Raw genomic sequence first — 20306 nt, 5'->3', positions numbered from 1 at the left:
ATGTGCTGCTCACAAGGGGTTTGGGATGGCGGAGAAGAGCTTCGAGAACATTGTCACCCGGGTCGCTTCCCGCCTCATGCCGGCGGACGCCGCGTCTCATCACTCGGTGATCGAAAGGGTGCTCCAGGACCTCGTCGAGCACTTCGAGGTCGACACCTGCTTCCTTCGCTACAACGACCATGACATCCACGCGACGGTGCTCGTCGCCGAGTGGCCGCCGCGGGAGTTCGTGCCGAGCCCGGATCCTCTGGGCGTGGTGCACTTCCGCGACGCCGACCCGATCTTCGCCATGACCGAGACCATGAAGGAACCGGCGGTCAGCCGTCCGGCGCAGTCGGGTGCCGAATACGCGGACCGGGTGCGTGCGGGTTCGGGAGTGCCCGAGGTCTCGGTCGCGGCGGTGCCGCTGATCTCCGGCAGCGTCACCACCGGCACCCTGGGCTTCATCAAGGCCGGTGATCGTGACTGGAGCGAGGACGAGATCAATACCTTGATGATGATCGCGGCGTTGCTGGCCCAGGTGCAGGCCCGGGTCCGCGCGGAACAGGACCTGCGCGACGCCGCCTATCACGACGACCTCACCGGCCTGGCGAGCCGGCGGGCTCTCCTCGAACACCTCGAGGAGCGGTTGAAGCGGGGGCAGCCGGGACCGGTCGCCGTCCTGTTCCTCGATCTGGACCGCCTCAAGCCGCTCAACGACTTCCTCGGTCACGCGGCCGTCGACGTGTTCCTGTGCCGCACCGCGCAGCGGCTGTCGCGGGTGTGTGATCCGAAGGACATGGTGGCGCGCCTCGGCGGTGACGAGTTCGTCATCGTGCTCGACGGGGCGGTGTCGCTCGAGGTGGCGCGGGAACGCGCCGAGGCACTGCGGTGGGCGGTCGGGATGTCGGTGCAGCTGGGCAGCCAGGTCGTCGGTCGCGGCGGCAGCCTCGGTGTTGCCGTAGGCGAGCCCGGACGGATCACTCCGGTGGCGTTGCTCGGGCGCGTCGACGAGGCGATGCTGATGGCCAAGAGCAAGGGCGGCAACAGCGTCGTCGCGTACACCGACGACATGCGGGGCGCGAGCGAACGCCGCAACCTCATCGAGCTGAGCCTGCGGACGTCGATCGACGACGAGCACCTCACCCTCGAATATCAACCCGAATTCGACCTGCGCGACGGCAGCATTCTCGGTGTCGAGGCCCTGGTGCGGTGGAATCACCCGGTGCTGGGCAAGCTGCAGCCGGCCGAGTTCATCGAGGTGGCCGAGTCGACGAACCTTGCGGGCGAACTCGGGCGCTGGGTGCTGCGGACGGCGTGCGGGCAGCTGGCCGAGTGGCGGCGCCGGATTCCGGGGTTGAACCTGCAGATGAGCGTGAACGTCTCGCCGGTGCAGCTGGTGAGCCTGGACTTCGTGGAGACGGTGGAGAGCACGCTGGAGGAGTTCGGCCTGGGCAGCTCGTGCCTGTGTCTGGAGATCACCGAGTACGTGGTCGTCAGCGATCTGGAGCGCTCCCGCAAGACACTGCGCCGGCTCGAGCGTCTGGGTGTGTGCTGCGCGATCGACGACTTCGGCACCGGCTACAGCTCGCTCGCCCACCTGAAGTCTCTGCCGGTCCACACACTCAAGATCGACAAGGCGTTCGTGCTCAATCTGCAGCGCAGCGAGAGCGACCGCGTCATCGTCGAATCGATCATGGGGCTGGCCTCCGCGTTCGGGCTGGACGTCGTGGCCGAAGGGCTCGAGTCCGTGGCGGCGGCGATGAAGCTGCTGGAACTCGGGTGTCGACGCGCGCAAGGATTCCTCCTCAGCCGGCCCCAGCCGCCCGAGCAAATCGTCGAGATGCTGCGTCACGGCAGGATCGAACTCCCGTGGAGACTTCCGGCTTCGCTCCCCGAATGAACTACCAGTCCGTTATTGCCGGGGAAACAATCTCCGAGTATGTTTTAGGGGTCCGAGAGTCGTGCGACTCCGAAATGGGGCGGGCCCTGATGCAAAACCGGGAAACGGCGAGAACCTTCGCTGGGGCGGGAAACGCCCCAGAAGGCTCGTCCGTGGAGCGAAGGGGCGGGGACCGGACAGGAGTGGTCCGGAGCCTGCCCGGGCTGTGTGCTCCGGAAGCCGTGCCGCGGCCGGCCTGGGAACGACGCTATGCGATTCTTGTCTTCTGCATCGACCTCTTGTGCGTGCTGATTGCGGACCTGGCCGTCACCTTCGGCTACCACCGGGGGGAGTTGCCCAGTGGTAAGACGCTCGCGCTCGTGATGGTCGTACCATTCGCTGCCGTGCTCGCCCTGGCGGTGCAAAAGGCATGGGATGCCAGGGTTCTCGGGGCGGGTGTCGAGGAGTTCCGGCGTGTCGGCCGTGCCTACGTCCTTGCGATCGCGGTCCTGGCGGGGGCCGGATACGCGTGGGGGACGGCAAGCGGCCAGTCCTGGATCTTCGGCGCCTTGCCCCTGGCCGGCGCTGCAACGCTGGGTGCCCGCCTGCTGTTGCGGCGATTCGTCCGCATGCGCCGCCGCCGGGGACGCCTCGTGCGGTCGGTGCTCGTCGCGGGTGACTCGATCGAGGTGCACGAGCTGCTGGCCCGGGCGGGGGAACTGCGTGATGCGGGCTGGCAGGTGGACGGGATCTGCCTGCCCGCCAGGACGTCAGGAGTGGTGCTGCCCCTCGCCGTCGACGATGTGCCGGTGCTGGGGACCGAGGACGACATCGTCGGAATCACTCAGCTGCACGGATTCCAGGCGGTGGCGCTGCTGCCGTCGAGCGGTTGGACGCACTCGAAGACCCGCAGACTCAGCTGGGATCTGGAGCACACGGGCGCCGATCTCCTCATGGCCCCGGTTCTCATGGACCTGGTGGGGCCGCGCCTGCACATGGCACCGCTCGCCGGGCTGCCGTTGCTCCAACTCAGTGCCCCGCGCTACGCCGGCCCGGCGTGGTTGGTGAAGAACATCTTCGACCGCGTGGCCGCCCTGATGATCGTGGTGCTCCTGGCGCCGTTGCTGCTGGCCATTGCCCTCGCCGTCCGGCTCACGAGCCCGGGTCCCGTGCTCTTCCGGCAGACCCGGGTCGGCAGGGACGGGCGGACGTTCACGATGTTCAAATTCCGCAGCATGGTGGTCGATGCGGAGGATCGTCTCGCCGACCTGACCGACTGCAGCGACGGCAACGGGATCCTGTTCAAGATGCGGGAGGACCCCCGTGTCACGCGGGTCGGCCGCTTCATCCGCCGGTACTCGCTCGACGAACTGCCGCAGCTGTTCAACGTGGTCACCGGCGACATGTCGCTGGTCGGCCCACGTCCCCCGCTGGAATGCGAGGTGGCGCGGTACGGAGAGGACGGCGCCCGCCGGCGGCTGTTCGTCAAGCCGGGACTGACCGGCTTGTGGCAGGTCAGCGGACGAAGCAACCTGAGCTGGGAGGAATCGGTCCGCGCCGATCTGCGTTACGTCGAGAACTGGACCTTCGCCCTCGATCTGTCGATCCTGCGCAGGACCCTCCGGGCCGTCCTGCACCGCGACGGCGCCTACTGAGCCCCGCTCGGCGTCACCGATCTCGTTCCGGGACGGTTCACGCCTCGAAGAGCGCCTGCCCCCAGTACTCGCCCGGTGCCGGCCCGGCCGGGCACGCGAATACCGCCGACCCGACGTGCTGGATGTACTCGTTGAGCGCGTCGCGTCGTGCCAGTTCGCGCTGCATCGGCACGAACTGCTCGAGCGGGTTGCGGCAGAACGCGATGAAGAACAGGCCCGCATCCAGGTGGCCGAAGCCGTCGGAGCCGTCGGTGAAGTTGTAGCCCCGGCGCAGGATCTTCAGTCCGCCGAGGTGCTGGGCCGACGCGAGGCGCACGTGTGCGTCGACGGGGACGAACGGCCCGTCCGGTCCCCTGGACTCGAGGTCGAGTTCGTCGAACTCGCCGGTCTTCCCGAGCGGAGCGCCGTCGCGCTTGGTGCGGCCGATCACCTGCTCCTGCTCTTGCAGCACCGCTCGGTCCCACTGCTCGATGAGCATGCGGATCCGCCGCGCCACCAGGTAGGTGCCGCCGGCGAGCCAGGCCTGGTCGTCGCCGGGGCCGACCCACACCGACTCGGTGAGCGCGCCGGGGTCCTCGGCCTTGAGGTTGTTGGTTCCGTCCTTGAATCCGAACAGGTTCCGCGGCGTCTGCTGCGACGTCGAGGTGGACGAGGTGCGGCCGAATCCGAGCTGCGACCAGCGCACCGACGCGGTGCCGAACGCGACCCGTGCCAGGTTGCGGATGGCGTGCACCGCCACCTGAGGATCGTTGGCGCACGCCTGGATGGCGATGTCGCCGCCGCTGCGGGCCGGATCGAGGTTGTCGGCGGGAAAGTGCGGAAGTTCCTCGAGTGCAGAGGGTCTGCGGTCGGCGAGACCGAACCGGCCGTCGAACAGCGACGGGCCGAACCCGATGGTCAGGGTCAGCTGGGAGGCGTCGAGGTCCAGGGCCTCGCCGGTGTCGGTGGGCGGATGGTAGGGACCCTCGCCGGTGGCACCGTCCTCGGTGGCCTCGAGCCCGGCGGTCATCCGCTCGGCCATCTCGGTCCACGTCTTCAGCAGCGCGACGAGTTCGTCCCGGTCGTCGGTGGTGACGTCGAACGCCACGAAGTGCATGCGGTCCTGGGCGGGGGTGACGATCCCGGCCTGGTGTTCGCCCCGGAACGGGACGGCGCCGGCGTGGGCGGTGTCCGCGCCGGGTGCGGTGACCCGGCCGACCACCGCGCCCGCTCCGGCGAGCGCGGCGCCGGCACCGACCGCACCGAACAGGCGGCGGCGAGAGATGCCTCCGCGGGCGGCGGGGGCCGCGGCGGTGTCCGGGGTCCCGCTCATGCGCCTGCAGCTCCCGCGACGACACCCTGCACCTTGCTCACCTCGGCCGAGAGCGCGTCGATCAGGCGCGAGAGTTCCTGCCGCTGCGGCTCGGTCACGGTGTCGTAGGAGACGAAGCCGTCGCCCTGCCGGTACCGGGCGAGCGCGGCGTCGAGGTCGGCGAACCGGGCGTCGATGGCCTGCCCCAGCTGGGGATCGTTCGCGTCGAGGATCGGGCGCAGCGCGGCGACCGCGGCCTGCGAGCCGTCCACGTTGCCCTGGAAGTCCCACAGGTCGGTGTGGGAGAAGATGTCCTCCTCACCCGTGATCTTCGAGGTGGCGATCTCGTCGAGCAGGCCCTGCGCATTTCCGGCGATCTTGGTCGGGTCGACCGTGTAGTCGGCGGCGTTCACCAGGTCGGCCAGCTCCTGGACGTCGACCGCGAGCTGATCGGCGATCGCGCCCGTGTCGGGCTGGGGGCCCTGCACCCACAGGTCCTTCTCGAGCCGGTGGAATCCGGTCCAGGCCTGGCCGGGCTCGAGGTCCGCCTCGCGCAGGTCGATCCGCGGGTCGAGGTCGCCGAAGCTCTCCGCCTCCGGCTCGATGCGTTCGAAGTAGGTGCGGCTGACCGGGAACAGCCGCTTGGCCTCGTCGGCGTCGCCGGCCTTCACGGCGGCCACGAACTCGCCCGTGGCGGTGACGAGGGCTTCGGTCTGGCTGCGGATGTACCGGCGGTAGCCGTCGCCCGCCTCGGTGAGCTTGCCGTCGGCGTCGGTGGCGGCCTGGGAATCGCCCGTGACCACGAACTCCTGACGGATCCCGTCGCCGACCATGCCGGGGCGGCAGGACAGCTCGTAGGTGCCGGCCTCGGGCAGGTTCACGATCAGCTGCCGGGTGAGTCCGGGGCCGATGTTCTCGATCTCGCCCATCACCCGGTCGCCGGCGGCGAACACGTAGAACTCGGTGACCTTGGTGCCGTTGTTGGTGATGCTGAAGGTCGAGTGCCCGGTCGCGCCGTCCGCCGCCGCCACGTCGCATGCGGTGTCGGTGGCGGTGACCGCGATCGCGTCGTCGCCGGCGGTGGACTTCTCGGTGCAGCCCGCCAGGGCGAGGGGCAGGGCCGCTGCCGCCGCGAGGGCGTACGTGGATCGACGCATGGATCGGTGCCTTTCGAACAGGGAGGGGGTCAGACGGCGACGGCCGGTTCGGGTGTGCGGGCCGGCGCGACGGGACGCAGGAACACGTACAGGACGACGACGAGGTAGCTCACCCACGCGACGGCCTGGAGGACGGTGGGGTCCGGACGGAGGTTGAAGATCCCGGCCAGCACGGTGCCGTACCAACTGCCGGCGTCGTAGTGGGCCGAGACGTCGAAGGCGAGGTTCGAGCCCCCGGGCAGGACGCCGCCGATCTGGAGGGCGCGCAGGCCGTAGGCGAGAATGCCGGCCGCGACCACGATCAGGAAGGCGCCGGTGTACTTGAAGAAGCGGGCCATGTCGATCCGGATCGCCCCGAGGTACATCAGTACCGTGAGCCCGGCGGCCACGCCGATGCCGAGGAGCAGGCCGACGAGCGGCCAGGCGCTGCCGGCGGTGTTCTCCGCGTACCCGACCATGAGCAGTGCGGTCTCGAGGCCCTCACGGCCGACCGCGAAGAACGACAGGGTGAGCACCGCCGCCGGTCCCGCGAGCAGTGCCTTCTCCATTCCGGAGCGCAGGTCCCCGGAGATCGACCGCGACGCCTTGCGCATCCACAGCACCATGGCGGTCACGATCACGACCGCGGCGAGCGACGCGAGGCCCGCGGCCACCTCGGCGGCGAGGCCGGTGAGGGTGGTGGTGCCGAAGTGGATGATCCCGAACGTCGCGGCGACCATGGCGACCGCGGCGCCGACGCCGAGCCATACCCACCTCAGGGCGTCGCGGCGCTGGGCCTTGACGAGGAAGGCGACCAGGATCATCACGACGATGCCCGCTTCGAGGCCCTCGCGGAGCCCGATGAGGCCGGAGCCGAACAGCTGGGTGGCGATCGACGGGGCCTCGGAGCTCGCGGCGAGTGCGGACATGGGCATGACTCCAACGGTTAGGTGAGGCGAACCTCTCTTAGGTGATGCAAGCCGAAAACATACACCCGGTCGGGACTCCGTCGACAGGGACCTTGGTCTCTTTACCTGCGCTTTGCCGGGGATATGGATGATGGGAACCATGCCCCCTGCCGCCTCGCGCCGACGCTCACCGTGGCCGCGCGTCCTGGTCGGCGCCGTCGCCGCGGTGATCCTCGTGGTCGTCGGCGTTGCCGTCTGGAGCCCGCGCGAGCCGCGCATCCCGATCCCGGACGGCGTCCCGCCCGCCCCCGGAACCGCGGTCCCGGCGATCGACGTCGACGCCCCCGGCCGCACCGCCGACCAGTTGCGGGACTGGGCGGCACCGCAGGCCGAGGCGCTCGGCATCCCCCGCACCGCGCTTGAGGCCTACGGTCACGCCGCAGCCGTGCTCGCCGCCTCGCGCCCCGGCTGCGGGCTCGCATGGACGACGCTCGCCGGCATCGGGAGCGTGGAGAGCCGGCACGGCCGGTACAACGGCGCGAGCATCGCCCCCGACGGACGCGTCGACCCGCCCATCCGCGGTGTGCCCCTCGACGGTGGTCCCGGACTGGCCGAGATCCGGGACACCGACGGCGGCCGGCTCGACGGCGACCCCGTTCTCGACCGGGCGGTGGGGCCCATGCAGTTCATCCCCGAGACCTGGTTCCGCTGGGGCGTGGACGCGAACGGCGACGGCGTCGCCGACCCCGACAACATCGACGACGCGACCCTGACCGCCGGCCGCTACCTGTGCGACCGGGGCGGCGACCTCACCACCGCCGAAGGCTGGACGCGGGCGCTGACGGCCTACAACCTCTCGGGCGAATACCTCGCGCTGGTGCGCGACCGCGCCGCCGCGTACGGGGTGGGCCGTCGGCCCTGACGCGGCTGCCCGATCCGTCCGCCTCCCCGCCGGGCGGGCGGCCGGTGGCCGCCGCCGTGGGGCGCGCCGTGCTTCGGGCGCAGGTCGGGGCGGTTAGGCTGTTCCCAGCGTGCAGACCCCGCAGCGTGAAGTCCATCGAAGGAGAATCAGCCAGTGGCCATCATTGAGCAGGTAGGAGCCCGCGAGATCCTCGATTCGCGTGGTAACCCCACGGTCGAGGTCGAGGTGCTGCTCGACGACGGAAGTTTTGCCCGCGCTGCGGTGCCCTCCGGTGCGTCCACCGGTGAGCACGAGGCCGTCGAGCTGCGCGACGGTGGCGAACGCTACCTGGGCAAGGGCGTCGAGCAGGCCGTCGAGGGCGTCCTCGGCGAGATCGCCCCCGCCATCATCGGCCTCGACGCGACCGAACAGCGCACCGTCGACCAGGCCCTCCTCGACACCGACGGCACCCCCGACAAGGGCCGGCTCGGCGCCAACGCCCTGCTCGGCGCGTCCCTCGCCGTCGCCAAGGCCGCGGCCGAGTCCTCCGGACTCGAGCTATTCCGCTACCTCGGCGGCCCGAACGCCCACATCCTGCCCGTGCCGATGATGAACATCCTCAACGGCGGCGCCCACGCCGACACCGGCGTCGACGTCCAGGAGTTCATGGTCGCCCCGATCGGCGCCCCCACCTTCAAGGAGTCCCTGCGCTGGGGCGCCGAGGTGTACCACGCCCTCAAGTCCGTGCTCAAGAGCCGCGGCCTGGCCACCGGTCTCGGTGACGAGGGCGGCTTCGCGCCCGACGTCGCCGGCACCAAGGAGGCCCTCGACCTCATCAGCGAGGCCGTCGCCAAGACCGGTCTGAAGCTCGGCACCGACGTCGCGCTCGCGCTCGACGTCGCCGCCACCGAGTTCTACACCGAGGCCGCCGGCTATAAGTTCGAGGGCAAGGACCGCACCGCGGGCGAGCTCGCCGACTTCTACAACGAGCTGCTCTCCGCGTACCCGCTGGTGTCCATCGAGGACCCGCTGAGCGAGGACGACTGGGACGGCTGGGTCGCGCTGACCGACAAGATCGGCAACAAGGTGCAGCTCGTCGGCGACGACCTGTTCGTCACCAACCCCGAGCGTCTCGAGGAAGGCATCGTCAAGGGCGCCGCCAACGCGCTGCTGGTGAAGGTCAACCAGATCGGCACCCTCACCGAGACCCTCGACGCCGTCGACCTCGCGCACCGCAACGGCTACAAGTCGATGATGAGCCACCGCTCCGGCGAGACCGAGGACACCACCATTGCCGACCTCGCCGTCGCCGTGGGCAGCGGCCAGATCAAGACCGGTGCCCCGGCCCGCTCCGAGCGCGTCGCCAAGTACAACCAGCTGCTGCGCATCGAGGAGTCGCTCGGCGACGCCGCCCGGTACGCCGGCGAACTGGCGTTCCCGCGTTTCAACATCGAGGGCTGAGCGCACCCGCATGAGCCAGCGCGGTAGGTCCCGGCCCGGTGCCCGGCGCACCCGCACCGAGGGTGCGCCGGGCGTCCGGCGGCCCGGACGGGCCCGCCCGGCCGGACCTACCGCCTCGACGGAACCGCCCGCCGACGCTCCCGGTGCCCGCACCGGGGGCGCATCGGGGCGGGCCCGGCCCACCCGCGTCGGAACGCCGCGCGAGTCCCGGCCCGCCCGTGCCGAGCGCACCTTCTTCGGCCTGTCCACCGGCCGTGCCGTCGTCCTCGCCCTCGTGGTGTGCGGCCTCGCACTGACCCTCGCGGTTCCGTTGCGCACGTACGTCAGCCAGCGCTCCGAGGCCGAGCGGGTCGCCGCGGAACGGGCACAGCTCGAGGAGGAGATAGCGGCGCTCCGCGAACAGAAGGCGCAGATCGAGGACCCGGCGTGGATCCGCGCCCAGGCCCGCGAACGGCTGCGGTTCGTCATGCCCGGCGAAACTCCCTACCAGGTGCAGCTGCCCGGCGACTACCAGGAACCGGTCACCGAGCAGACCGAGGAACTGCCCTCCACCGGCGCCTGGTACAGCGACCTGTGGCAGTCGGTGTCCGTTCCCGCGCCAGAACCCGAACCCGCCCCGGTGCCGCGGCAGATGCCGGTGGCGCCCCCAGAACCAGGAGAACCGACCGGGTGACCGATCCCGTCGCACAGGAAGACCTCGACGCCGTCGCCGCCCAGCTCGGGCGGGCCCCGCGTGGCGTCCTCGCCATCGCCTACCGCTGCCCGGACGGAGCCCCCGGCGTCGTGAAGACCGCGCCGAAACTGCCCGACGGCACGCCGTTCCCGACGCTGTTCTACCTCACCGATCCGCGGCTCACCGCCGAGGCCAGCCGGCAGGAATCCGGCGGGGTCATGAAGGAGATGACCGAGCGGCTCGCCGCCGACCCCGACCTCGCGGCCGCGTACCGGCGGGCCCACGAGTCCTACCTCGCCGAACGCGACGCCCTCGACTCGCTCGGCACCGACTTCAGCGGCGGCGGCATGCCCGACCGCGTCAAGTGCCTGCACGTCCTGATCGCGCACTCCCTCGCCAAGGGGCCGGGCGTGAACCCGTTCGGCGACGAGGCCGTCGCCCTCGCCGCCGACGCCGGCCTGCGTGGCACCGCCGTCCCCGCCGACTGGCCGACCTACGCCGAGCTGCGCGGAGAGACCGAGTGACCGCCGTCGGCGCCCGCCGCGTCGCGGCGATCGACTGCGGCACCAACTCCATCCGCCTGCTCATCGCCGACCTCGGCGACGACGGCCGGCTCACCGACGTGACGCGGCTGATGCGCATCGTCCGGCTCGGGCAGGGCGTCGACGCCACCGGCCGGTTCGCGCCCGAGGCGATCGAACGCACCCGCGTCGCCCTCGTCGAATACGCCGGCCTCATCCGGGAGACCGGTGCGCAGGCGGTGCGGATGGTCGCGACCTCCGCCACCCGCGACGCCGCCAACCGGGACGACTTCTTCGCGATGACCCGCGAGGTCCTCGGTGCGGTGATCCCCGGTGCCGAGGCCGAGGTCATCACCGGCGACGAGGAGGCGCGGCTGTCCTTCACCGGCGCCGTCGGCGAACTCGACCCCACCCGGGGGCCGTTCGTCGTCGTGGACCTCGGCGGCGGCTCCACCGAGGTGGTGCTCGGCGACGCCGACGGTGTCCATGCCGCCTACTCCACCGACATCGGCTGCGTGCGGCTCACCGAGCGGTGCCTGCACGACGACCCGCCCACGGCCGAACAGATCGCGGCGGCCCGAGAGTTCACGAGGGAGAAGATCGCCGAGGCGCTCGCACACGTGCCGGTCGAGCAGGCCCGTACCTGGGTCGGCGTCGCCGGCACCATGACCACGATCGCGGCCCTCGCGAACGGCCTCGCGGAGTACGACCCCGAGCGCGTGCACCTGTCCACCGTCGGTTTCGACCGGCTGCGCGAGGTGTGCGACGGCCTGCTCGCCGCCACGCACGACGAGCGCGCGGCGCTCGGCCCGATGCACCCCGGACGGGTCGACGTCATCGGCGGCGGGGCGATCGTGACGACCGTGCTGGCCGACGAACTCGGCCGTCGCGCGGGCATCGGCGAGCTCGTCGTCAGCGAGCACGACATCCTCGACGGGATCGCGCTGTCGATCGCGTAGGTGGCGTTGCCGCCGTGGTGTCCTTCCGGACCTGCCCGGGTCCGGGAGGACACCACGCACTACCCTCTTCTTGCGCCCCCATAGCCCAATTGGCAGAGGCAGCGGACTTAAAATCCGCCAAGTGTCGGTTCGAGTCCGACTGGGGGCACTCGATCTGTACAATTCGGCGACCAATTCGCGGCGTAGCAAATGACCCGCACCACCGGGTGCGTCGTCGGGTGAACAGTAAGAGGTGCCCAGCATCGACGGCGGTGATCCCTTCAGATCTCCACTTCTTCGATCTCCCCGGGGCGCCAGGACCTGTCGAAGAACGGTTGCAGCGGGCTGTAGAGACGCAGGCACACACGATCCCCTGTCCGGCGTCGTCTGGATCCAGGTGCCATCGGGTACGCCGTCGGGGAGTTCGGGCGCGAAGTGCACCGTCGTCGACCCGTCGGGATCGGCGGTCGCAGCCCGGCGAGGGTAGCCCTGGCTGCCGACTTTCGAGAATCGTTGCGGTGTGTCGAGCATGGACCGGGTCTGGTTGTCCCACGCGGTCAGGGACCAGAACCTGGCGGCCGGGATGCCAGGGGGAAGCGACACCGTGTAATGCCTGCCGCCGTCGAGGGTTCGGCCCTCTTTGTCCGCGGCCGCGACGAGGTACTGCGAACCGAGGTTCGTGATCCGCATGCACATCGCCGGACTGATTCCCCAGGCGAGGTAGAAGAACTGGGTGCGAAGATGCAGCTTCCGTGCGCCGTCGGACGGGTACGGCCCGATTCCCGTGTCGGAAACCTCCGCGGGCGGGGTCATGAGGTCGTAACCGCCCGCGAGCAGGCCGTTGACCCATTGCGACGCCTCCCCGTAGTAGTGGACCCCGTCTTCTGTGCGCGGGCGGAAGGTGAGGGTGCGTGCGATCGCATTGCCCACGGCGGCTGCCTCGGTCAGGATCTCCCGCATCCGCGCGTCCGGCTCGAAGGCCTTGCCCTTGACGATCCCGATCGCGGCGAGTTCGCCGGCAATCTCGGCATCGAGTGCCTCGGCGGGCTGGTCGCTCACCAGGTCACTCGCGAACTGGTAGAACGAACTGTCGTTGGGATTGACGGTGTTCATGGGGAGACCGGTTCCCTCGACGAACCGCCGGCACCGCGGTCCGGGCCGCCCATGCCGGAGTCGGTCACCCACCGTGCCCACATGTCGTTCATGAATGTGAGTGTGAGCGGCGGACTCTCGACTACCAGTGGACCGCCGGTCAGGTCCGCGGACGTCGAGAAGTAGAGAGAGCTGGAACTTCCCCCGAGCAGGATCGTCCTGGAGTCCAGCATCCCCGACCACACGACGACGTCGTTGTCCCGGATGCCCGCCTCGAGATACCCCTTGCGCATCGCCCAGCTGTTGACTCCGGGAAGTGCATTCAGGAACGTGTTGAGGGCCTCCGAAGGCCGCGTGGTTTCGTCCATGATGTCGGTCCTCTCTCGGAATCAGTGGACTCGCAGGTTGAGCCCCGGATGCGCGGTACACAGTCGTCGGCCGCCGATCGAGTAGCTCCCTTCACCTGCAAGGGATGAGGAGCGCAGGCCCCGCCTGCTCCCAGCCCATTCCTCGGTCGGGAAGCGTCCACGGGTGCGTGCGTGCCCACGCGTCCGCCTAGTCCTGGGTCGCGAACGGCTGCTCGTCGACGACGGCGCCGTCCGTGTGCACGATCCGGGAGTACTTCCAGTGGGCATCGTCCCGGACGAAGGCCCTGGTCGCGGCGCATTCGTCGAATCATCTGCGCTCAGCAGCCGCCAGGCAGCGAAGGCCTGTTGCTGTCCCCGACAGCCGACCGACACCCACTGATGATCTTGTTCGCACGGACTTGCGGACCGACCAGGTCCTCACCGTTGTCGGGGTTCTGTTCTCGGACGCTCGTGACTGCCGGCGAGCGTTGACGGAGGCGGACGACCGCTCGTCTCACCCAGCGGAGGACCCGCGATGACGATACGTTCGGTGTATGTCGAACGAAACCGAAAGTGCCGTTCTGCCCCTCAGCACCCCGGTCACGATGAGCATCGTCCGTGCGTTCCTCGCGGGCGCTCCGGAAGACGCCACGCTGGAACTCGATTCGTCCAATTCTGCAGAGCCGAGACTCGTGCTGACGTGGGCGAAGCGTCAGGAGGGCTGAATCCACCCCCCGAGCAGCCCGGTCCGCTGCGGTCAGGTCCGCTCGGAGTTCTCCCGCTTCTCCCAGTCTGCCTCGACCTGCTCCTCCAGGGTCCATCCCGGGGTTCCCGCCCGCGGATGCGTGTGCGCCCACGCCAGGGCCTCGTCCTCGGTCTCGAACGGCTGCTGGTCGACGACGGACCCGTCTTCGTTGACTATCCGAAAGTGCTTCATATCCAAAATCGTTGCAGGCCCCCGTCCCGATCGGGCGCATTCGGTCGAACCCGGTCGCGCGAACATCGCGGGAAAGCGCTCCCCTCGCGCTGGCCCCGGCGGGAGAATGAGGAGACACCGCCGGGTTCCCGAGGAGGCGGAGCCGTGGACTACGCCGAGTACCGCCGGTTCGACGCCGTGGGCCTTGCCGGGCTCGTCGCGAGCGGGCAGGTCGACGCGGGGGAGCTGCTCGAAGCGGCGCTGAGCCGACTCCACACTGTGGAGCCGACTCTGAACACGGTGGTGTACCGGCTCGACGAGCGCGCCCGTGCCCGGGCGCGCGAGATACTCACCGGCCCGTTCGCCGGGGTGCCGTTCCTGGTCAAGGATCTGTTGCAGGACGTCGCCGGGACGCCCACCGGAAGTGGCAGCCGCGCCCTCGCCGCACTGCCCGCCGAGCGCAACGCGCTGGTCGTGGACCGGTGGCTCGGAGCGGGACTGGTGATCTTCGGGAAGACCAACACCCCCGAGTTCGGCGCGAAGGGCATCACCGAGCCGGAGGTCAACGGTCCCACCCGTAATCCGTGGAATCCCGCGCACACCCCGGGCGGATCCTCCGGGGGTTCGGCCGCCGCGGTGGCGGCGGGGGTGGTGCCGGCGGCGGGGGCGAACGACGGCGGCGGTTCGATCCGCATCCCGGCGGCGTGCTGCGGGCTGGTCGGCCTGAAACCGGGGCGCGGTGTGGTTCCGAGTGGTCCCGCGTTCGGTGAGCTCCTGCACGGAGCCGTCAGCCACGGGGTGGTGACGCGCACGGTACGGGACACGGCGGCGATGCTGGACGTGCTCGCCGGTCCGGACCCGGCGGGTCCGTATCTGGTTGCCATGCCCGAGGATTCGTATTCCTCTGTGGCGTCGGAAGAACCCCGCAGGCTGCGCATCGGATTCGCGACGGAATCGCCGCTCGGCACGCCGGTGGATCCGGCGGCCGTCGCGGCCGTCGCCGATGCGGCGACCCTGCTCGGCGAACTCGGGCACCACGTGGAACCCGCGGCCACCGGAGTCGACGAACGCGGCCTCGCAGTGGATTTCCTGACGATGTGGTTCGCGGGGGTGGCCGTCGAGATCCGGCGAGCCCGTCGGCTCACCGGGTGTGGTCCCGAGGGATTCGAAATGGACACCCGTCTTCTCGCCGCCCTCGGGGACTCGGTGCGGCCGTCCGAGTACCTCGCCTCGCTCGAGCGGTGGAACGGATACGCCCGCCGGTTGGCGGTCTTCCATGAGACGTACGACCTGTTGCTGACTCCGACGCTTGCGTTCCCGCCGGCGCGGATCGGTGAGTTGACCACCCCCCGCGTCGTCCGCGCCGCCGGTCGCGCCCTCCTCGCGGCACATCTGGGAGGGGTCCTCCGCCGGGCGGGCGTCATGGATCGCATCGTGGACGAGAACCTCGGTCGGACGCCCTACACCCAGTTGGCGAATCTGACCGGAAGGCCGGCGATTTCGTTGCCGCTGTACTGGACGACGACGGGCCTGCCGCTCGGGGTGCAGTTCGTGGCGCCTCTGGGCGGTGAGGGTTTGCTGCTGTCCCTGGCGGCCGAACTCGAGCGGGCACGACCGTGGTTCGACCTGCAGCCGCCGTTGTCGGTGCCGGCTGCCTGACTGCAGTGTCGGCCACGCGTCAGGGCAGCGGCGCGCCCGCCGTCAGCAACAGCACGGTCCCCACTGCGACGACGACCGCGATCATCACGACGATCGCGGCCGTGCCACGGGGCTCTTCGGGGTCCCCGAAGAACGGCTCTTCCTTGTTCCACTTCCACAGCCGGCGCACCCCTACATGAAACCGGGTGACCGGTATGTCCGCAATGTGACACCCCGCGCCCCGGCTCGGTCAGGGCGACAAGCGTCGCCCGCTCGGGGCGAGATCAGTTCTTCGCCGCCTCGACCACCCGCTCCGCCACCTCGCGCGACGACGCCGGGTTCTGTCCGGTGTAGAGGCGGCGGTCGACCACGACGTGCGGTTGCCACGCCGGTCCCGCGGAGAACTGGGCGCCGCTCTCACGGAGGCGATCCTCGAGCAGCCACGGCGCCTTCTCGGCCAGCCCGGCCTGCGTCTCCTCCTCGTTCGTGAAGCCGGTCATCCGGTACCCGTCGAAGAGCCAGCCGCCGTCCGCGCGTCGTGCCGGCAGCAGTGCGGCGGGGGCGTGGCATACGACGGAGACGAGCTTGTCGGCGTCCAGGAAGTTCCCGAGCAGCCGGCCGAACGGTTCGGACACGGCAAGATCCTCCATCGGGCCGTGCCCACCCGGGACGAACACGAGGTCGTAGTCCTCGGCGCGCACGTCCTCGAGCACGGTGGGGGAGTCGAGGACCGGCTTCAGGTCGGCGAGGGTCTGCCGCAGTTCGTCGCTGCGCTCCTCGCCTCCGGCGGCGTCGGGCGCGAGACTGGCTTCGTCCACGACGGGGGTGCGGCCACCCGGTGTGGCGAACGTGATGTCGAATCCGGCGTTGGTGAACACCCGGTACGGCTCGATCAGCTCCTCGGCCCAGAACCCCGTGGGGTGTCGCGTCCCGTCGGCCAGCGTCCAGTGATCGGCTCCGGTGACGACGAACAGCACCTTGGTCATGATGGAAGTCCTTCCGGTCGGGAAAGGGTCGTGGGCGACCCTCGGACTGCGTTCCCGTTCCCGGCCGATTCCAATCGTCGACCGAACGGCGTCCGGAATGACGAACGCCCCGGCGCGGGGCCGGGGCGTTCGCGTGGCCGGGTCTTCCCCACCGGCCGCCGTCCACTGTACGCCTTCCGGACGGCGGCCCTGTCGCACGGGCCTCGAGGGCAGGGAGACTGCCGGGATCGTCTGGCGGGCTTGTCATCCCGCAATCCGGGCCGGCAGTGACGCGGATCAGGCCCGGGCGGAGAAGATGCCGTGGTAGTCGTACGGACCGCTCGGCGGCTGCGAGGTCGCGACGGGCTCGGTGTTCCCCTCGTCGCCGGGAGTGGTGGGCTCGACGAAGAGCGGCGTCTGGAACTCGGTTTCGTTGTGCATGATGTCCTTTCGGGCCGGCGAGCCGGGTCGGGGCGGCGGAGCCGCAGCTGTGGTACCCCGACGCTGCCGCCGCTACACCCGTACCCGGTATGCGGGTAGGACGGTCACGGGACAGGGCTCGGTTGGTGGTGCTCGACCGAAATCACGCTGTACTCGCCCGATCGGAAGCGATCGACCGAGACGTGTCGTCGATGCAGTCACCCTACACGGCGGGAGGTGGCCGATGCGTTACGCGCATGGAACCTGTGCGTGACGTGTCGCGGGGTGCGGCGCGGCGAGGTGAGGCAAAGTCTTGTTCGTCCTGTTCGGTGGCGTCTACGGTGAGTGCGGACCGCGTGTACGACACTGCGAATCGGAGGCCGATATGAAGGCCGGCAAGATCGTCATGTTCGTTGTAGGCGTCCTGCTGTCGATGCTCGGCCTGGCGTTGCTCGTCGCCGCCGGAGTGCTCGGCTGGGGATACTTCGCCCAGCGCGACGACGGCTGGTTCACCGCTCCCACCGAGCGGTACCGCACCGACTCGAGTGCGCTCGTCTCCGAGCGCATCGACCTGGTCTTCGACGACGCGCCGACAGGTTTCGGCGCCGAGGACCTCGGCCGGCTCAGATTGCGTGCGGCGTCGGAGGATCCCGGCCGGCCGGTGTTCGTCGGCATCGGCCCGCAGGCGGAGGTCGACGCCTTCCTGTCCGGCGTCGCGCACGCCGAGATCACCGACGTCCGGTTCGAGCCGTTCCGCGCCGAGTATCGCGAGATCCCAGGCGACGACCCCGCCCGCGTGCCCGGTGACGAGGACTTCTGGGCCGCGTCGGCCTCCGGCCCGGGCACCCAGGAGCTGCGCTGGGAATTCCAGGAAGGGGTGTGGTCGATCGTCGTGATGAACGCCGACGCCACCCCGGGCGTGGCGGTGGACCTGCAGGCGGGCGCCCAGTTCCCGTTCCTGGGACCGCTCGCGCTGTGGCTGCTGATCAGCGGGCTCGTGCTACTGGTGATCGGGGTGCCGCTGCTCGTCCTCGGAGCGGTGGGACTCGGCCGGCACGGCCCGCCCGCGGCGCACGCTCCGCCTCCCTCAGCCGTCGCCCCGGGCTCCTATCCGGTGATGCTGCGCGGCGATCCGGACGCGCCGTCGCGCGGGCTGTGGCTCGTGAAGTGGCTCTTGGCGATCCCGCACTACATCGTGCTCTTCTTCCTCGCGATCGCGCATTTCGTCACGACGATCGTCGCGGGCTTCGCGATCCTGTTCACCGGCCGCTACCCACGGCCGCTGTTCGACTTCAACGTCGGCGTGATGCGGTGGTGGTGGCGCGTCGGGTTCTACACCTACGCGGCCCTGGGCACCGACCGGTATCCGCCCTTCACGCTGCACCGCACGGACTATCCCGCCGATTTCGACGTCCCCTACCCGGAACGCCTCTCCCGGGGACTGGTGCTGGTCAAGTGGTGGCTGCTCGCCGTCCCGCACTATCTGATCCTCGCCGTGCTCGTCGGGGGTGGGGCCACAGCGGCGTCGGGGAACGGCGACGACTGGGACGACGCGGTGTGGACCTACTCGTGGTCGCTGCTCGGCATTCTCGTGCTCGTCGCGGCGATCGCCCTGCTGTTCACCGCCCGTTACCCGAGCGGGTTGTTCGATCTCGTCGTGGGCATCAACCGCTGGCGGTTCCGCGTGTGGGCCTACGCGGCCCTGCTGCGCGACGAGTACCCGCCGTTCCGGCTCGACCAGGGTCCCCGGGAACTGCACGAGTACGCGGCACCGGAGGGGCCGCACGACGACCTCCCGCCCGAACACGGCCCCACCCGAACGCAGATCCCGCTCTCGAAGGAGCAGTACGGCGACCCGGCCTCCGGGGAGCAGACCCGCCCCGGGGAGGGACGCTGACGGTCCCCGGACATGAGCCGTGGCCTCGTCGACAGGGTCGACGAGGCCACGTGCATGCGTGCCGCGGCACTACTTCTTGAACGAGTCCTTGACCTTGCCGGCGGCGTCGGAAATCTTGTCGCCGGCCTGCTTGAGGCTGCTCGACGCCTGGTCGCCCCGGCCCTCCGCCTCGAGGTCACGGTCACCGGTCGCGCGGCCCGCTCCCTCCTTGGCCTGACCGGACACGTCCTCCGCCTTGTGCTTGGCCTTGTCGATGAAATCAGCCATGTCTCCTCCTTCGTCCGTGGTCGCTTCCCCTGCCGGTTACCCCACAGCGCGTCGGCTCAATCCCCGCGCCGCGGGGACGGCTCAATCCCCCGCGCCGCGGGTTTGGCCGCCGCGTCACCGGGGAAAGCCCCGGGCATGGCTACTTACCGAGTGATCGACCCCAAGGGCGAAGTGGTGGCGACCAAGGACATCGAGAGCGCGGACGACGCGCACGCCTGGTTCGTGGACTCCAAGGCCGACAACAGCGAGCTGGGCTGGCGTATGGAGGTCAGGGTCGAGGGCGACCACGACTGGCGGTTCTTCGACGACACCGAAGGAACCTCGTAGCACGGCCGGACGCGGGCCGCGCCGGTCACAACCAGTTGCGTTGCTTGAACACGATGTAGAGCATCCCCGCCGACCCGGCGATGATCGCGGTGCTCGACAACACCCCGCTCCACTGCCCGAAGCCGGGGTACGGCACGTTCTGGCCGTACCAGCCCGTCACCGCGGTGGGCACGGCGATGATCGCGGCCCACCCCGTGAGCTTCCTCATCACCATGTTCAGCCGCGCGTCCTGCAGCGACAGGTTGGTCTCGAAAACCGTGGTGACCATGTCGCGCAGCGACTCGGTCCACTCCGTCGCGCGGATCACGTGGTCGTACAGGTCGGTGTACCAGCCGTCGAGCTCGACGGAGTTTCCCCGCTCGGCCCGGTGCCGCATCACCGCGGCCACCACCTCCCGCATCGGCAGCACGACCCGGCGCAGCTGGACGAGTTCCTTGCGTACCCGGTAGGTGTGACGCTGGAGCGCGCGAATGTGCGCGCGCTCGTCGAACAACCCGTCCTCCAGTTCCTCGATCGCGTCGTCGAGCCCCTGAATGGTCTCGAACTGGCCGTCGACGACGACGTCGAGCAGCCCGTGCAGCAACGCGGCGGTGCCGTGCCGGAGCAGATCGGAGTTGTCGTCCCAGCGCCGCATCACCTCGCCGACGTCCAATCCGGTGCCCCGATGCACCGTGACCAGGCCGCGCGGGACCACGAACACCGAGACCCGCGTGATCCTGAGCCGTGACCCGTGCGCATCGGCCGGCTCGCTCTCGTCCGCCAGCGACGTGGCGTAGATCGTCATGAAGGTGTGGGTGGCGTAGCGGGTGACCTTCGTGCGTTCCGCGTGCGCCACGACGTCCTCGACGGCATGCGGATCGAAATCCAGCTCGTCCGCGACGTCGGACAGCTCGCGGTGCGTCGGATCGTGCAGGTCCACCCACACCAGGGCCCCCTCGTCCTGAAGGTGCTCGGAGACCTCGGCCAGCGGATAGTTCTCGGCGACGAGCCGTCCGTCGCGCCAGAGCCGGGTGCGGACGTGGTCGGGAACAGCAGCGGTCACGTTCGCAGTCTGCCCTACCCGTCCGCCGACGCGTGCCCCGACGGCCGGTG

Annotated in this window: 21 protein-coding genes and 1 tRNA gene; 12 read left to right on the top strand and 10 right to left on the bottom strand. The window is 70.0% G+C overall.

The window, feature by feature from the left end; translation table 11 throughout:
- The first annotated feature begins 25 nt into the window (after positions 1-25).
- Both JYA75_RS24340 and JYA75_RS24335 read left to right on the top strand, forming a co-directional pair.
- Positions 26-1882 (top strand): bifunctional diguanylate cyclase/phosphodiesterase, encoded by a 1857-nt coding sequence (locus JYA75_RS24340; RefSeq protein ID WP_029542170.1) that lies wholly within the window; start codon positions 26-28, stop codon positions 1880-1882.
- 152 nt (positions 1883-2034) lie between these two features.
- On the top strand, positions 2035-3516 hold the full coding sequence (locus tag JYA75_RS24335) for a sugar transferase (RefSeq protein WP_043800396.1): 1482 nt from the start codon (positions 2035-2037) through the stop codon (positions 3514-3516).
- A 37-nt stretch (positions 3517-3553) separates the two neighbouring features.
- On the opposite strand, the gene efeB is transcribed toward JYA75_RS24335, so the two are convergent.
- From efeB to efeU, 3 genes are read right to left on the bottom strand one after another with little or no spacing between them, the layout of a single operon-like run.
- Positions 3554-4828, bottom strand: a complete 1275-nt coding sequence (efeB, locus tag JYA75_RS24330; RefSeq protein ID WP_029542174.1) for an iron uptake transporter deferrochelatase/peroxidase subunit — start codon at positions 4826-4828, stop codon at positions 3554-3556.
- Positions 4825-5964 carry an iron uptake system protein EfeO gene (efeO, locus tag JYA75_RS24325; RefSeq protein WP_050034810.1) on the bottom strand — a complete coding sequence of 380 codons (1140 nt, stop codon included), beginning with the start codon at positions 5962-5964 and terminating at the stop codon, positions 4825-4827. Before efeO ends, efeB begins: the two co-directional genes overlap by 4 nt.
- 29 nt (positions 5965-5993) lie before the next feature.
- Complete coding sequence (gene efeU / locus JYA75_RS24320) at positions 5994-6872, bottom strand: iron uptake transporter permease EfeU (RefSeq protein WP_050034811.1); 879 nt, start codon at positions 6870-6872, stop codon at positions 5994-5996.
- Positions 6873-7011: 139 nt separating this feature from the next.
- Between efeU and JYA75_RS24315 the strand changes: the two genes are divergently transcribed.
- From JYA75_RS24315 to JYA75_RS24290, 6 genes are all read left to right on the top strand, one after another.
- On the top strand, positions 7012-7773 hold the full coding sequence (locus JYA75_RS24315; protein ID WP_006940789.1) for a lytic murein transglycosylase: 762 nt from the start codon (positions 7012-7014) through the stop codon (positions 7771-7773).
- A 153-nt stretch (positions 7774-7926) separates the two neighbouring features.
- Positions 7927-9213, top strand: coding sequence for a phosphopyruvate hydratase (gene eno, locus JYA75_RS24310; protein WP_161996910.1), 1287 nt, complete (start codon positions 7927-7929; stop codon positions 9211-9213).
- Positions 9214-9223: 10 nt separating this feature from the next.
- Complete coding sequence (locus tag JYA75_RS24305; protein WP_161996909.1) at positions 9224-9886, top strand: septum formation initiator family protein; 663 nt, start codon at positions 9224-9226, stop codon at positions 9884-9886.
- On the top strand, positions 9883-10410 hold the full coding sequence (locus JYA75_RS24300; protein WP_006940800.1) for a DUF501 domain-containing protein: 528 nt from the start codon (positions 9883-9885) through the stop codon (positions 10408-10410). The genes JYA75_RS24305 and JYA75_RS24300 overlap by 4 nt, the downstream gene beginning before the upstream one ends.
- Complete coding sequence (locus tag JYA75_RS24295) at positions 10407-11366, top strand: Ppx/GppA phosphatase family protein (protein ID WP_050034813.1); 960 nt, start codon at positions 10407-10409, stop codon at positions 11364-11366. The genes JYA75_RS24300 and JYA75_RS24295 overlap by 4 nt, the downstream gene beginning before the upstream one ends.
- A gap of 74 nt (positions 11367-11440) precedes the next feature.
- Positions 11441-11514 (top strand) — tRNA-Leu (locus tag JYA75_RS24290).
- Between the two features lie 940 nt (positions 11515-12454).
- Here JYA75_RS24290 and JYA75_RS24280 read toward each other — a convergent pair.
- Entirely contained in the window at positions 12455-12805 is a 351-nt protein-coding gene (locus JYA75_RS24280; protein WP_029542191.1) for a DUF1254 domain-containing protein, read from the bottom strand.
- A 533-nt stretch (positions 12806-13338) separates the two neighbouring features.
- Here JYA75_RS24280 and JYA75_RS24275 point away from each other — a divergent pair.
- Entirely contained in the window at positions 13339-13509 is a 171-nt protein-coding gene (locus tag JYA75_RS24275) for a hypothetical protein (protein WP_006935777.1), read from the top strand.
- 32 nt (positions 13510-13541) lie between these two features.
- Here JYA75_RS24275 and JYA75_RS24270 read toward each other — a convergent pair whose 3' ends face one another.
- Complete coding sequence (locus JYA75_RS24270) at positions 13542-13721, bottom strand: hypothetical protein (RefSeq protein ID WP_006935779.1); 180 nt, start codon at positions 13719-13721, stop codon at positions 13542-13544.
- Positions 13722-13865: 144 nt separating this feature from the next.
- Between JYA75_RS24270 and JYA75_RS24265 the strand changes: the two genes are divergently transcribed.
- Positions 13866-15359 carry an amidase family protein gene (locus JYA75_RS24265; protein WP_050034814.1) on the top strand — a complete coding sequence of 498 codons (1494 nt, stop codon included), beginning with the start codon at positions 13866-13868 and terminating at the stop codon, positions 15357-15359.
- Positions 15360-15378: 19 nt separating this feature from the next.
- Here the strand turns inward: JYA75_RS24265 and JYA75_RS24260 are convergent, their stop codons facing one another.
- The 3 genes from JYA75_RS24260 to JYA75_RS24250 form a co-directional block, all read right to left on the bottom strand.
- Complete coding sequence (locus JYA75_RS24260) at positions 15379-15528, bottom strand: hypothetical protein (RefSeq protein WP_006935782.1); 150 nt, start codon at positions 15526-15528, stop codon at positions 15379-15381.
- A gap of 94 nt (positions 15529-15622) precedes the next feature.
- Positions 15623-16324, bottom strand: a complete 702-nt coding sequence (locus tag JYA75_RS24255; protein WP_050034815.1) for a type 1 glutamine amidotransferase domain-containing protein — start codon at positions 16322-16324, stop codon at positions 15623-15625.
- A 276-nt stretch (positions 16325-16600) separates the two neighbouring features.
- Positions 16601-16744 (bottom strand): hypothetical protein, encoded by a 144-nt coding sequence (locus JYA75_RS24250; RefSeq protein ID WP_006935784.1) that lies wholly within the window; start codon positions 16742-16744, stop codon positions 16601-16603.
- A 364-nt stretch (positions 16745-17108) separates the two neighbouring features.
- Here JYA75_RS24250 and JYA75_RS24245 point away from each other — a divergent pair, with 364 nt between their 5' ends.
- Positions 17109-18620 (top strand): DUF4389 domain-containing protein, encoded by a 1512-nt coding sequence (locus JYA75_RS24245; protein WP_050034816.1) that lies wholly within the window; start codon positions 17109-17111, stop codon positions 18618-18620.
- 69 nt (positions 18621-18689) lie between these two features.
- Here the strand turns inward: JYA75_RS24245 and JYA75_RS24240 are convergent, their stop codons facing one another.
- A complete protein-coding gene (locus JYA75_RS24240; protein WP_006935789.1) occupies positions 18690-18887 on the bottom strand; it encodes a CsbD family protein in 198 nt (65 codons plus the stop codon).
- Between the two features lie 135 nt (positions 18888-19022).
- Here JYA75_RS24240 and JYA75_RS24235 point away from each other — a divergent pair, with 135 nt between their 5' ends.
- Positions 19023-19214, top strand: coding sequence for a hypothetical protein (locus JYA75_RS24235; RefSeq protein ID WP_029542193.1), 192 nt, complete (start codon positions 19023-19025; stop codon positions 19212-19214).
- 25 nt (positions 19215-19239) lie between these two features.
- Here the strand turns inward: JYA75_RS24235 and JYA75_RS24230 are convergent, their stop codons facing one another.
- Positions 19240-20256 (bottom strand): magnesium transporter CorA family protein, encoded by a 1017-nt coding sequence (locus JYA75_RS24230; protein WP_006935791.1) that lies wholly within the window; start codon positions 20254-20256, stop codon positions 19240-19242.
- Positions 20257-20306 lie beyond the last annotated feature (50 nt).

The organism is Rhodococcus sp. PSBB066 (assembly GCF_017068255.1).
Classification (GTDB): Bacteria; Actinomycetota; Actinomycetes; order Mycobacteriales; family Mycobacteriaceae; genus Rhodococcus; species Rhodococcus aetherivorans.
The sequence above is the reverse complement of the archived record's forward strand: the minus strand, read 5'-3'. Positions and strand labels throughout refer to the sequence as shown.

What these genes read in the sequence shown, in the direction of transcription:
- JYA75_RS24235 (WP_029542193.1), top strand. Translation starts at nt 19,023, where the DNA reads ATGGCTACTTACCGAGTGATCGACCCCAAGGGCGAAGTGGTGGCGACC.
- JYA75_RS24305 (WP_161996909.1), top strand. Translation starts at nt 9,224, where the DNA reads ATGAGCCAGCGCGGTAGGTCCCGGCCCGGTGCCCGGCGCACCCGCACC.
- efeB (WP_029542174.1), bottom strand. Translation starts at nt 4,828, where the DNA reads ATGAGCGGGACCCCGGACACCGCCGCGGCCCCCGCCGCCCGCGGAGGC.
- JYA75_RS24340 (WP_029542170.1), top strand. Translation starts at nt 26, where the DNA reads ATGGCGGAGAAGAGCTTCGAGAACATTGTCACCCGGGTCGCTTCCCGC.
- JYA75_RS24255 (WP_050034815.1), bottom strand. Translation starts at nt 16,324, where the DNA reads ATGACCAAGGTGCTGTTCGTCGTCACCGGAGCCGATCACTGGACGCTG.
- efeU (WP_050034811.1), bottom strand. Translation starts at nt 6,872, where the DNA reads ATGTCCGCACTCGCCGCGAGCTCCGAGGCCCCGTCGATCGCCACCCAG.
- JYA75_RS24245 (WP_050034816.1), top strand. Translation starts at nt 17,109, where the DNA reads ATGAAGGCCGGCAAGATCGTCATGTTCGTTGTAGGCGTCCTGCTGTCG.
- JYA75_RS24240 (WP_006935789.1), bottom strand. Translation starts at nt 18,887, where the DNA reads ATGGCTGATTTCATCGACAAGGCCAAGCACAAGGCGGAGGACGTGTCC.
- efeO (WP_050034810.1), bottom strand. Translation starts at nt 5,964, where the DNA reads ATGCGTCGATCCACGTACGCCCTCGCGGCGGCAGCGGCCCTGCCCCTC.
- JYA75_RS24315 (WP_006940789.1), top strand. Translation starts at nt 7,012, where the DNA reads ATGCCCCCTGCCGCCTCGCGCCGACGCTCACCGTGGCCGCGCGTCCTG.
- JYA75_RS24280 (WP_029542191.1), bottom strand. Translation starts at nt 12,805, where the DNA reads ATGGACGAAACCACGCGGCCTTCGGAGGCCCTCAACACGTTCCTGAAT.
- JYA75_RS24270 (WP_006935779.1), bottom strand. Translation starts at nt 13,721, where the DNA reads ATGAAGCACTTTCGGATAGTCAACGAAGACGGGTCCGTCGTCGACCAG.
- JYA75_RS24275 (WP_006935777.1), top strand. Translation starts at nt 13,339, where the DNA reads ATGTCGAACGAAACCGAAAGTGCCGTTCTGCCCCTCAGCACCCCGGTC.
- JYA75_RS24250 (WP_006935784.1), bottom strand. Translation starts at nt 16,744, where the DNA reads ATGCACAACGAAACCGAGTTCCAGACGCCGCTCTTCGTCGAGCCCACC.